General features: G+C 40.9%; 12 protein-coding genes. 9 read left to right on the top strand and 3 right to left on the bottom strand.

What is annotated here, in order from left to right:
• Nucleotides 1-36: 36 nt before the first annotated feature.
• The 9 genes from QJ048_RS12350 to QJ048_RS12310 all read left to right on the top strand — a co-directional run bounded on the left by QJ048_RS12350 (nucleotide 37) and on the right by QJ048_RS12310 (nucleotide 9,326).
• Nucleotides 37-1,539, top strand: a complete 1,503-nt coding sequence (locus QJ048_RS12350) for a RagB/SusD family nutrient uptake outer membrane protein (protein WP_282334666.1) — start codon at nucleotides 37-39, stop codon at nucleotides 1,537-1,539.
• Between the two features lie 27 nt (nucleotides 1,540-1,566).
• Nucleotides 1,567-2,391: a DUF4843 domain-containing protein gene (locus QJ048_RS12345; protein ID WP_282334665.1), complete on the top strand. Its 825-nt coding sequence runs from the start codon at nucleotides 1,567-1,569 to the stop codon at nucleotides 2,389-2,391.
• 97 nt (nucleotides 2,392-2,488) lie between these two features.
• Entirely contained in the window at nucleotides 2,489-3,901 is a 1,413-nt protein-coding gene (locus tag QJ048_RS12340) for a PKD-like family lipoprotein (RefSeq protein ID WP_282334664.1), read from the top strand.
• A gap of 402 nt (nucleotides 3,902-4,303) precedes the next feature.
• Complete coding sequence (locus QJ048_RS12335) at nucleotides 4,304-4,819, top strand: hypothetical protein (protein WP_282334663.1); 516 nt, start codon at nucleotides 4,304-4,306, stop codon at nucleotides 4,817-4,819.
• 71 nt (nucleotides 4,820-4,890) lie between these two features.
• Complete coding sequence (locus QJ048_RS12330) at nucleotides 4,891-5,157, top strand: hypothetical protein (RefSeq protein ID WP_282334662.1); 267 nt, start codon at nucleotides 4,891-4,893, stop codon at nucleotides 5,155-5,157.
• Complete coding sequence (locus tag QJ048_RS12325; RefSeq protein ID WP_282334661.1) at nucleotides 5,135-5,491, top strand: hypothetical protein; 357 nt, start codon at nucleotides 5,135-5,137, stop codon at nucleotides 5,489-5,491. Before QJ048_RS12330 ends, QJ048_RS12325 begins: the two co-directional genes overlap by 23 nt.
• A 208-nt stretch (nucleotides 5,492-5,699) precedes the next feature.
• Nucleotides 5,700-6,401 carry a sugar transferase gene (locus QJ048_RS12320; RefSeq protein ID WP_282334660.1) on the top strand — a complete coding sequence of 234 codons (702 nt, stop codon included), beginning with the start codon at nucleotides 5,700-5,702 and terminating at the stop codon, nucleotides 6,399-6,401.
• Nucleotides 6,402-6,419: 18 nt separating this feature from the next.
• On the top strand, nucleotides 6,420-8,084 hold the full coding sequence (locus QJ048_RS12315) for an ATP-binding cassette domain-containing protein (RefSeq protein WP_282334659.1): 1,665 nt from the start codon (nucleotides 6,420-6,422) through the stop codon (nucleotides 8,082-8,084).
• 186 nt (nucleotides 8,085-8,270) lie between these two features.
• A complete protein-coding gene (locus tag QJ048_RS12310) occupies nucleotides 8,271-9,326 on the top strand; it encodes a glycosyltransferase family 4 protein (RefSeq protein ID WP_282334658.1) in 1,056 nt (351 codons plus the stop codon).
• Here the strand turns inward: QJ048_RS12310 and QJ048_RS12305 are convergent.
• Genes QJ048_RS12305 through QJ048_RS12295 form a run of 3 tightly spaced genes read right to left on the bottom strand, consistent with a single transcriptional unit; the run spans nucleotide 9,258 to nucleotide 12,337 of the window.
• On the bottom strand, nucleotides 9,258-10,433 hold the full coding sequence (locus QJ048_RS12305) for a glycosyltransferase family 4 protein (RefSeq protein WP_282334657.1): 1,176 nt from the start codon (nucleotides 10,431-10,433) through the stop codon (nucleotides 9,258-9,260). The genes QJ048_RS12310 and QJ048_RS12305 overlap by 69 nt on opposite strands.
• Nucleotides 10,417-11,607 carry an amidohydrolase family protein gene (locus tag QJ048_RS12300; protein WP_282334656.1) on the bottom strand — a complete coding sequence of 397 codons (1,191 nt, stop codon included), beginning with the start codon at nucleotides 11,605-11,607 and terminating at the stop codon, nucleotides 10,417-10,419. Before QJ048_RS12300 ends, QJ048_RS12305 begins: the two co-directional genes overlap by 17 nt.
• Nucleotides 11,594-12,337 carry a class I SAM-dependent methyltransferase gene (locus QJ048_RS12295; RefSeq protein WP_282334655.1) on the bottom strand — a complete coding sequence of 248 codons (744 nt, stop codon included), beginning with the start codon at nucleotides 12,335-12,337 and terminating at the stop codon, nucleotides 11,594-11,596. Before QJ048_RS12295 ends, QJ048_RS12300 begins: the two co-directional genes overlap by 14 nt.
• Between the last annotated feature and the right edge of the window lie 182 nt (nucleotides 12,338-12,519).

Below are 12,519 nucleotides of genomic sequence, written 5' to 3'. Positions count from 1 at the left end.
CCGGTGTGAATGTAGTTAAACACTAAAAGGTAAAGCATGAAAAAAAATATTCTAATCATAACAATAATAATTGCAACGGCATTTACATCGTGCAAAAAATGGCTCGATATAACTCCGCAATCGCAAGTATCGGAAGAGGATCTTTTTAAAACAGAACAGGGCTTTGAAGAAGCAATGAACGGCATTTACTCCCGTTGTGCATCAGGCGACCTGTATGGCACTGAGCTTACATTTGGCTTCCCGGACGTACTGGCACAAAACTTCTCTATTGAGTCCGCCTACGATAAACGTAAATATTTGCAAACATCTTTGTACAACTATAAAGATGCAGACTTCATAAACAGGAAAGACAATGCATGGAAGGGTTTGTATAACGCAATAGGCAACTGTAACCTGATACTGGAAAATATTGACAGCAAGAAGAACCTGTTTACAGACAAAGGGCATGATCTTATTAAAGGAGAAACATTGGGGATGCGTGCCTATCTGCACTTTGATGCGCTGCGTTTATTCGGGCCATCATTTGCAACCGGTGCCAGCACAAAAGCAATTCCTTATGTAACAAGCTTCACGAACAAAGTAACAGATCTGTCAACCGTCACAGAAAGCATTGATAAAATGATTGCAGACCTGTTACAGGCAAAAGAATTATTGAGACCTGTAGATCCCATCATGAGCGCATCTTACAGAGTTAACTATCCAAACATTACCGATACACTTAAATACACGGAAGAATCATCAACCGATCTTTTCCTGCAAAACAGAAGACACCGCTTCAACTATTATGCGGTGTGCGCAGAGTTGGCAAGAGTGTACCTGTACAAAGACGACAAAGTGAATGCACTTGCAAACGCAATGGAAATAATCAACTCAAAGAAATTTCCATTTACTGACAAAGGAGACTTCATCAACTCCGACATCAAGCTCAAGGACAGGATCAACTATAAAGAATTAATCTTTGCCTTTTACATTCCGGACATGGTCGACGATCTTTCAAAGTTGTTTGACCAGGGAAATGAAAGCATACTCATAAAAGAAGATGGCGCCACATTTCTATATGAAGTTGCAGGAGTAGGCGGAACTGACAACCGTTACAAACAATGGTTTGCATCTGTCGATGCCGGGGTAAGGAACCTTGCGCTTCAAAAATATGTACGCAATCCGGACGCGAAGGACGATGATCTCACAGCGAACAGACATCCATTAATGGCGCCTGCCTTACGATTGAGCGAAATGTATTACATCGCCGCCGAATGTACCTATGATGCGAATCCGAAAGCAGCGCAAGGGTTTGTTGACTCAGTACGATTTGCACGAAATATCGGCGTCAGTCTGGTCACCGCATCCAAGAATGAATTTTTGAATGAACTGGTGAAAGAGGCCCGCAAAGAGTTTTATGGTGAGGGACAAATATTTTACATGTACAAACGTCTCAACAAAGCCATTGTAGGACTTAATGGCGGATCGTACGGTCCATCAAGCAACATATTTGTGCTGCCTTTACCAAATGATGAAATAGAATTCGGACAAAGAAATTAACAGCGTATTCATTCAAAAATTTTGAGCATGAAAAAATTATTTCCCATTATACTACTTGTACTTACAATAGCTTCCTGCAAAAAAGCAGAAGAGCTGAAGTACAACAGCCCTGACAATATTGTTTTCAATTTTAGCTCTGACGACAAAGACAGTATTCTATACACATTTGCCTACACACCGGACATGGCACTTGACACCATCATGATACCTGTACGCATCTCCGGCGTTCAAACAAACACCGACAGGAAATTTGTCATCAAAGCGATGCCGGACTCTTCCACTGCAGTGCCGGGCAAACATTACGAAGCTTTCAAAGACAGTTACGTTATGCCTGCAAATAAAGGCACCGTATCCATACCATTGGTTATTTATAATACAGATAGTGCGTTGCAAAATAAATCTGTCAAGCTCAGATTCAAACTATATGCAAATGATTACTTCGGCACAGCACTGGTAAAAGAAATCAACGGAACACTTGTGTTTTCAAGCACTTTGGAAAAACCAGACTGGTGGTCGGACTATCTCGGCGATTATTATTCCCGTACAAAACATTTGCTTTTTCTTATTGCTACCAATGGTGTAAGAGAATTGAGCCGTATTCAGGATGCCAGCCCCAAATTTGAAATTCCTAAAAATTTATACATTATAAGTCTGCTGACAACATTCATGGCCAATCCTGCAGCTTGGGTGAAAAATAATCCGGGACGCGGTTATGTGCTGGAAAAAATACCAAACAGTGACGACTACGATTTCTATAGCATTAATAATCCTGCAAAAAAGATATTGTACAAGAAAGATGCCGGTGCCAGCACTTATCATTTTATTGATGAGTTTGGGCAGAGGATAAATTAAGTAAAAAATCAAAAGTAAAAAGTAAAAAAACTTAGCGAGACGGCATTACAGCCTTTTGAATTTTGCCTTTTGCCTTTTGACTTAAAATTTAAAAAGCATGAAGAAACTATTAATCATCATATTTTCAATTTCACTTGCAGTTGCTTTCAATTCCTGCTACAAGGACAAAGGCAACTATACATACGATATGCCTGAAGAACCAGTGGTTACACACCTTGATACGGTGTACAAAGCCGTGGTTGGGGACAGCCTTATTATTACACCGACTATTAGCGTAAAAAACAATGCCTCATTAAGTTTCGACTGGCGCATTGGTGGTCCTAATGTAGCCGACCAGCATTTCTCAGGCTCTTCTTTACGCATGCTCTTCGGGTTGGGTACCGGCAGGTTTTATGGTCGCTTAACCGTTATCAATAACGATAACGGCATGCATTATTTCCACGACTTTAAAATAGATGGTGTTACCAATTTCAGCCTCGGAACAGCCGTGTTAAGTGTTGAAAATAATGTAACACAATTTTCATTTATTAAACCCGATGGTGCAGTTCAGGCCAGGATATATGCAGCAATACAAGGAGAGAATTTGCCCGCAAAACCATTGGCAATGGTGCCGACAGTTCATCAGCAGATCTTACCCGTAACCATTTCCAGTTATTGGGTATTGACGGAGAACGGCGGCGTGCAAATCGGTGCTGATTCTTTGAAACGCGCAAAAGACTTAACCGGTAATTTCTTTAATGCTCCGGATACAACCAAAGTAACACAAATGTCCGGCACCCAGCTTGGCGTGATAACAGGTGTTATCAACCATAGGCTATATGCGGGTTTCTGGCAAACATGGAACAGGGCGCCCATTTATGGTATGTTTGGCGTAGCCTGTGATGGTGACTACACTTTAGACAAGGGCCTCATTTATGCCAGCGGCAGTACCGGTGATTATTACATAGGATATGATGCCGTGAAAAAGAATATCATTAGATTTAACGTATATGGACAACCGATGTATTTCGGCACACAGTACAGTGTTATCGGCACAGCGTTTGACCCAACCAACGTTGGCCTGGATCTGGTAAACATGATGCAGGTAAACAAAGGCAATTGCTTTCTCTTTGGTAAATCATCCGATGGCACTCTCTATGAATTAAAATTCAGTGTAAACTTCACAGGGCCGTTCCAGGTAACGACTTTATACAAGCGCGCATTCAGCCAGCCTTCATTGATTACAGAGAATACAAAATTCCAGGCCACAGATGACGAGATGTTTTATTTCAACTCTGGCAGCAAGGTTTACAGATACAACCCAACCAACCAAAACCTTACGCCGCTTACTGCAGACTTTGGTGGCAAGAATGTAACGATGATCAAACTGGTTGATCAAAACACATTGGTAGCGGGTGTTGAAGGTTCGTTGTATTATCTCAACATCAGCACAGGCAAGAACGGCGATCTGATCAAGAAAATAGACGGCATTCCGGGTTCTCCCGTTGATATAGCGGTAAGAGCGCAGTAGTTCTTTCTTCTTATGCATTTAAGTGTGTTTTTTCCACGGCCCATTCATTAAGGATGGGCCGTTTTTTTGGAGGTCAGCTGTAGAACAACTATTGAGCTTTGGTTGCGTCGCACACTTCAGCCGTTGTTCTTTATTGAGCGCTGGCATGCTGTCCTTTTGCAAACATCTTGAAAACGTAAGTCGCTCTTTCACCACTAAGCCCCTAAGGGCACTAAGATTCACTAAGGGTTGTTTTAATGTAGACTTCTCTTAGTGGAACTTAGTGCCCTTAGGGGCTTAGTGGTAAATATTAGAGACGCTTTAAAGCTTATGTTCTCGCATATCTGTTCGTCGGTTTATTTTTCTCCACAGCAATTAATACATAACTTTAATTTCATCTTAAACCTCATAAATCCTAATTTGATGATTGCAATCCGTAGACTTCTTTTTTTATCTTTACTAAATGTATCAATAGTTTCATGCGAACAACACGCAAAAATTATAGTTCAAGATGTCCGGATAACAGAGTCAGTAGATGATGTAGCACCACCTGCACCAGAAGAGGTTTCACATTTCAAAACCTTACAGGATTGGCTGGTTAATGTTTGCGACAGCAGCAAACCACAAAAGACAATCGACAAATTCAAGCTTGGAATTTTTGAAGGAGAAAACGAAAAGATACTTTATCTCGTAGGTACCAATACTTACAAAGAGGGAGAAAATCAATCTGCAATACGCATTGAATTTGAACCTGCACACAATTATTTGTTGCTACCCGAAAAAGAATACAATCTTGCACACAAAGAGCTTGTAGATAAACTGACAGGTCAGCTAAAAGATTTCACCAACACAAGCACATTTCAAAATTCATTTCTCACAAAAGCAAATACAGTTGTTTTTGAAACCAATGGACAAGTGATCTGGAAGAAAGGAAGCTAATTGAAATACAGGATAACAATGGGGTTTGAATAACAACCGACAATTCTATCCAAAACGACGACTTAAAAAATATGAAATCAGCGGAAATTTCACAAGAGACGTTTGTTGAACTTACTAAGAATGATCATAAGAAAATAATGTTGAAAAAGTATATGAGCAGCTTTTCGCTTGTATATAAAATGAGCAATGACGAAATACTTGTAAACCACAAAGGGCTTTGCAGGATATGCGAAAACACTGCGGATCTCGAAACCTGGCTCGCTGAATTGTTAAAGAACGAGTCCTCTAACGAAATTCTTTATCAAAAGAATCCATATGGTACTGGCATTAGCCATTGATTCAGATCACATTACGAGCGACTTCTTAATTAAAATTGATGAGGCTATTAATGAAACTGAAGAGCCTGAAAGCTTTCGACACAAATACTTTCTTCACCTGATAAGCCTCGTCGGCGAGGCAAGCAACAAAGACTTCAAGAGTGCCTGGGAAATGGAATTATCAAGTAGTGATTTTAATACCTGGTATCCAAATTTGCAATACAAAAATCATACGATTCGATACGTTGTATACTTATATGAAGATATGTTTTTGGACAATAAACAATTTATAAGAACTCCGCTGTTTGAAAGTTATAAGACCATTGAAGGAATAATAAAAACAAATTTGGATTAATAGTGGCTTTTCCTATCACAAATATCACATCCCCCGTTCTGATACAACCTAATAGCAAAATACCTGACAAATGCCAGTCCCCCAGGAGCGATTTGTAAGAAACAAAAGAAAAAAATATAACCTCAGGCAACTATTCCTGAGACTTCTCGTATATACTGGTAAAGACGGATTCCTGAGAGAATGATCATCCATTTATAGCACGAACAATATGAACGGACATGCCGATTCTTATACAGATGTGGCTATACAGCCAACATCCATTCCTTTGCGCTCCGCTGAACTCAACGTTGTTTACCGCGACGAAAAGTTGGGATCGCCTTTGGAAAAGACATACAACAAAATATTAAAACGTACAGTGGACATCCTTACGTCGATGTTTGCTATCATCTTTATTCTTTCATGGATGGCGCCACTGGCTGCCATCATCATCAAAATAAATTCCCGCGGGCCGGTATTTTTTATACAAAAGCGCCATAAGAAAAATGGACAGGTTTTCAATTGCATCAAATTCAGAACGATGATCGTAAATGAAAATGCTGATAGAGTAGGGGCGTATGAAAATGATAAAAGAATCACCCTGACCGGCCGCATATTTCGCAAAACACATTTGGACGAACTGCCTCAGTTCCTGAATGTATTAATGGGAGATATGTCATTTATCGGCCCGCGTCCGCAAATGATAGCGGAGAATGAACGCAATGAATTATTGATCGGCTCGTATTCATCACGACATTTTGTAAAGCCCGGCATTACCGGCCTTGCACAGTCATTTGGCCAGTACGGATATACGGAAGATATTGAAACACTGAACGAACGCCTGGAAATGGATCTGTTTTATATCACGAACTGGTCGCCTAAAATGGACATGGCGATCATTGTTCGCACGATCTCTACAGTTTTCTTTTCTTAACTCATAATCGCCTCCCACGTGAAACTCATCATCAAACATATTTTTAAAGCACTCACAAAAGAGGAGAGAAAACAGCTTTGGTCCATGATCTTTCCCGATATCCTGTTAAGCTTGCTGGACATAGGTTTCATGGCAGTGCTGGTGTGGCTCACGGCTATATATGCGGGGGCAAACAATGCATCTGTGGAAGTGTTAGACAATTTCTTTGGAAAAAATTCTCTGTGGCCAATTGCTATTTTTTTAATACTGTTCATTACGAAAAATGCTTTTGCAGGACTAGTACTCACACAACAGTTTCAGTTCATTTATAAAGTCGCGTTGCGAATTTCCCGCAGTAACCTCATCAACTATTTCCATTCAGATTACGCGGAACATGTGCAAACTGCACCGGCGATCTATGTAAGAAAAGTTTCCCAGGAACCGATTGAGTTTTGCTACTATGTATTGCGAAGTTTTCAGCAAATGATCGCACAGGTCATTTTGATATTGGTAACTATTATTGCCGTGTTGTTGTACAGCCCGGTTATTTTTTTATTGTTACTGATTGTGCTGCTGCCGCCTATAATTATGTGCTCATCGCTGATGAAACGCAAAGTGGACAATGTCAAAAAGGTAGTAAAGAAAAACAGCGAGCAGTCGTTGCAATATTTATACGAGGCGCTTGCTGCTTTTGTAGAAAGCAATGTGTACAATGCGCAATCATTTTTTACAGAGCGCTATGTTAACCATCAGCAGCTAATGAACGAAGGGTTGGCATCGCAACAAAGCATACAAGCTTTACCTTCAAGATTCATCGAAGCTTTTGCGGTCGCCGGGTTATTCATACTCATTGTGATCAATAAAACATTGTCCGGAACGGTGCACTTGGAAGTCGTGACACTAGGCGCTTTCATCGCAGCCGCGTATAAGATCATTCCCGGTGCCGTGAAGATATTAAACAGTATTGGTCAAATAAAAGCCTACGAATTTACCATACATCCAATTACGCAGCAACCTGAAAAAGCCGGGGTAAATGATGACGAGCCGCTTGAAAAGGGTATACAGCATGTCGAGTTCGAAAATGTTTCATTCGCCTACAGACCATCAATGCCTCTGCTGAGTTATTTCAATCTGTCGCTGTATTGTGGTGATATGGTGGGCATTCACGGGCTTTCCGGTAAGGGCAAAACAACGGTCGTTAATTTATTGCTTGGTTTTTTGTCACAATCATCCGGTTCTATTAGTATTAACGGGGTTGCCACTACGACAGAAGATCGTAAAAAAATAAGGCATCTGATCGCCTATGTAAAACAACATCCTTTTTTATTCAACGACTCTATTTGGAACAATATTACACTGGGTAGAGAGCAGGGCGAAAATGCTGAAGTAGAAACCGTGCTTCACGCTACCAGCATGCAGCAAATTGCTTCGACCGGTTTTGATGCGCAACAAATTCATATTGCAGACGCAGGCAGGGATCTTAGCGGTGGCCAGCGCCAGCGCATAACCATTGCCCGTGCGCTTTACAGAAACGCCGACCTTATCATACTTGATGAACCGTTTAAAGAACTGGATGAAGCCTCGGAGATAAAGCTGCTGAACTATTTCCAGGAATTGGCGTCTCAGGGAAAGATCATTATATTGATCACACACAATAAAAGCAGTTTGCACTGGTGCAATAAAGTAGTGGAGATTGAAGAATAGCGCGAATTAATTAATAATTAGTAATTAATAATTAAGAGTTGTTGCAGATTGCTAAGGATACATTCTTTATTATTTAGCATATGAAAATGCAGCATGTGATAACAGGTGTAACCCTATTAATTTTTAATTATTAATTATTAATTGGCTTTAATGCCTGTTGTAGATTATTCATAACTCCAAATCATCATGACATCCAAAACCCTCATAATTCTCACACCCGGTTTTCCTGTAAATGAAGCTGACACAGCCTGCCTTCCTTCCATCCAGGTATTTGTAAAAAACCTGAAGAAAAATTATCCATTGCTCAACATTGTGATCATCACTTTTCAATATCCTTTTGTCGCAAAAAAATACACCTGGAACGGCATCCAGGTAATTGGCATAGGCGGCGCCAACAAAGGAAAATTGTTCAGGCTAAGCGTTTGGATAAAAGTATGGCGCATCCTGAGTGGTTTACAAAAACAACATCACATCATTGGCATCCTCAGCCTTTGGTTGGGCGAGTGTGCCTTACTAGGCAAGCAGTTTGGCAAAAAATATAGTATCAGGTACTATACATGGTTATTGGGTCAGGATGCAAAAAAGAACAACCGTTACAAAACACTAACGCGATCTTCAGGGCATGAGCTCATTGCGATTTCAGACAGTGTTTCAAAGACTTTTGAAGAGCATTACGACATCAAAATTACAAATGTCATTCCCATTGGGATAGACAACACGTTGTTTGTAGATAAACAATCAGAACGTGATATTGACATAATGGCGGCGGGCTCTCTCATTCCACTAAAACAATATGATGTACTTATTGAAGTGGTGAAACACGTAAAAGAAAACGTTGGCAAACTAAAGGTCATGCTTTGTGGCGAAGGCCCTGAGAAGGCAAAATTACATGACCTGGTTGAGCGATACCATTTACAGGACGACATCACATTAACGGGTGAATTGCCACATGCAGACGTACTCGCCAATATGCGGCGGACAAAAATATTTTTACACTCTTCTTCATATGAAGGCTTCAGCACCGTTTGTGCAGAAGCGGTCGGAGCCGGCGCACATGTCATTAGTTTTTGCAAACCTATGCGGCATGAAATACCACACTGGATCATTGTTAATTCTGTTGAGGAAATGGTTGAGCGGACTGTTTCTCTTTTGAAAAATCCCCAGCTGGAACACTCAGGCGTTACTGCTTACCATATCGATGACACGGTCACCAGCATAATGCGATTGTTTGGCGGCGAGTAGCGAGGTGCAAATATCATAAAACGAGCTGGCTATTTTTTCAAATGAATAAGTGGTCCTGAAATGATCCGCTACTTTCTGTGACATTTCTTCAATATTGTATTGATCAAGAATTGTGAGCAGCAGACTCAGAACTTCTACATCACCGGGTGGAAACAGGAACCCGGTTTCTCCATGTTGCAGATATTGTTGCATGGTTGAAATATTGGTAACTATTGGCACACAGCCGCAAGCCATTGCTTCGAGCAAAGCGAACGCACCGTAGTCCCGGTGGCTCCCCGTGATGAAATAATCAGCGGCGTTGTACCACATTTCCAGGTGATTTCTATTTATTTTTCCAAGCAAACGAACGTGGCCACGTAGTAGATCGTTTTGATTCAGCAGATCAATTATAGCGGGACGCAGATCTTCCGTTTGATAGATCATGTACAATTGCGCATCAGCATTGTGTGAAAGATATTTTGCGAACGCGTGCAAAATCGTAAGAGGATCCTTGTTGTCATTTAACCTTCCTACCCACAAAAAAACTGTGCCTTCAGATGCAATACCAGCTTGCAGTCTCGCTTCCTGTTTGTTTTTTTTTCGAAAAGTGTTAGAGCCTTCCGGCAATAGCATTATTTTATTTTGACTGCTTATTAACCCAAGCTGCAATCTTTCATCTGCATATGATGGCGTATTAAAAAGATATGCGTCAATGCATTTATCCGCCCATTGCTCAATTATTCTTTTTATCATTGAACGGCCACATCTTTCTCCATGATGTTGTGCAATGATGCGTGTTTTGTGCACAGCAAACAATCGCAACATCAATACCTGGAACGGAAACGAAAGGCCCTGTGTCAACACAATGTCCGGCTGCCGCTTACGTATGTGCCAAAGTGTTTTTAACGGAAAACTGAAGAAATGATTATTGCTTTTGAAGAAATGATATTGCAAACCGTTTTTTATTACACGATGCTCTTTTTTACTCATGTGTTTCACAATCTCAATGCTCACACGCTCTTTGATATGCCTGAGATATCCAAGCGAAGCCGCCTGCGATTCAATGAGTGCTGAACCGCTGGTAAACTCTTTGTTGGCAAAGAATGTAAGATCAATGAGTGTGAACATGAAAGGGTGATTTTGTTTGAACAATTTCTACCGGAATGATCGCTTCCGAGTGATAAGAGCGAATATTGTTAATGAGTTGATGAATATTGCCCCGCACATATTTTATGACTCCATTTATTGATATAGGTTTAAAATCACTAAAAAAAATATTTTGCTCACACAATTGATGCAACAATCGCTCATCAAACAATTGAATTTCCCCTTTCTTCATCACGAGTAAAATCGCTTCTGGTAATATCGACAACACAGCATCCCATCCTTCATTATTTTTTTTATCAGCGATAACAATATCGGCTTGCCGGTTCTTCTCAATTTTTCCTGCATCTTTCATTTTCCAAATTTCTGCAGGCGTTGTGGTAAGCGACTCAAACAGTTCTTTGTCAGTAAGGGAACCATCCTTTCTGGCTGCGTTTATATGCTGCCAAATATCCCAGCTTGAGGTTAATGTCGAATCACTCCCGAAAAGAACAGGCGTAAAGCGCTTGATATGACCGACATCTGCTGTTTGACCAAACATAAAATAATTCGATGCAGGGCACCACACCAATGCTTTGAATTTCGTTGCATTCGTGGATGTCATTGCTATTCCGTGCACAGCAATTATCTTCCGTTTAATGTAATTACTGTTGAGCAATGTTTTAATTTCATCGTACGCACTGGCATCAATACCTTCGCCGACGTGTATCACCACCGGCTTTTGAATGTTGGAAATATTGTTCAGCTTCATGCGCCAGTTTTTTTCAAATGCAACAGAATGCAGCGACTGGCAATGTTGAAATACTTCTATAACCGGCTGCTCAAATGAATGCTCCACGCCATGATCAACAACTGTTGTTACACCGCAAAGCAGATTTTTATACAATCCCCATTTTGCACGCAAAGCTTGCGGTATCTGCAACACTTCGCCAATCTCTTTTTTGTATACTGAGTGGATGTGCACCGCCCATTCCTGGTAGTTGTCATATTTTATATCGCCGAATTGCGGGAACAAATTAAAATCCAGATGATCGTGCGAATTGATAAGTCCCGGGATCGCCACAGCGTTGTTAAAGCTGATTGCAGTTTCTTCAGCAGCATCGTTGTCTGCCTCAAATACAGAAACGATTTTATCACCGCACAATTGAATATCGGAGGCTTCACTTTGATTGGCAATATGGACATTACGCAACAGCATCGACCTTTTTTAAGTGCATGCCATAAATGATAGGCGTGTTGAGAAATCTTTCATACACATGCAGCGCATTTTTCTGTTCGTAGTACGGGCGGTGTGCTTCTGAAATTTTAATATGCCGGAAATGAGCGATACGCAAATCATTCACTGCAGCCAGCTGCCGTACAAAGGCAATTGGGTGCACAAAGTTGCGAATGCTTATCGAGTGGTTCTTGTATGGGAAAGTCCTTTTGCCGCCCTTTGCCAGCGCTTCGGGGTGGTAATCCGTAAAAAAGATATCGCCACAGGGTTTTAACAGCCTGTTCCATTCCGCAAATGTCTGGTCCATCCGCTGCATATGCGCAATGGTGAGCGTACAAATTATCACATCAAAAAAACCATCCGTAATATCTGGATAGGCGTCGCTATTCGTCTTTCTGACGAGCGCATTCGGATATTTTTCTTTCAGCTTTTTCAACATCCCTTCAGACACATCAAATCCCACTAACAGTTCGGGTTCATAGGATAACAGTTTTTGCCAGTGCCTTCCCGTGCCGCAACCAATATCTGCAATCCTTTTTCCTGCAAGATCAATATCGTCGAGTAGATCGTATAGCACTATCTTGTCGAGTTCCAGCATAAGGTTGCCGGGTTGCTCATCATAAGAAGCCGACCAAAGGTCATACGCTTTTTCCGGTTCCTGATCTTTGGCCTTAGAAGTAAACAACCGTTTAAAATAGGAGGAGATTTGCATGATAGTATATACGGAGAAAGTTGGGTGGGAGTTGCCTGAACCGCAAGGAATTAATAATTAATAATTAAGAATTAATAGGTGCCGCGGCCCAATAACAGCCTGGGTTACTTATGCTTAACAAAATGGATCGCCTTCAATTAGGAATGCCACCCAGTTAATTATTAATTATTAATTATTAATTC

This window comes from Pinibacter soli, assembly GCF_029961145.1.
Lineage (GTDB): Bacteria > Bacteroidota > Bacteroidia > Chitinophagales > Chitinophagaceae > Pinibacter > Pinibacter soli.
This window is presented reverse-complemented; position numbering and strand designations above follow the sequence as displayed.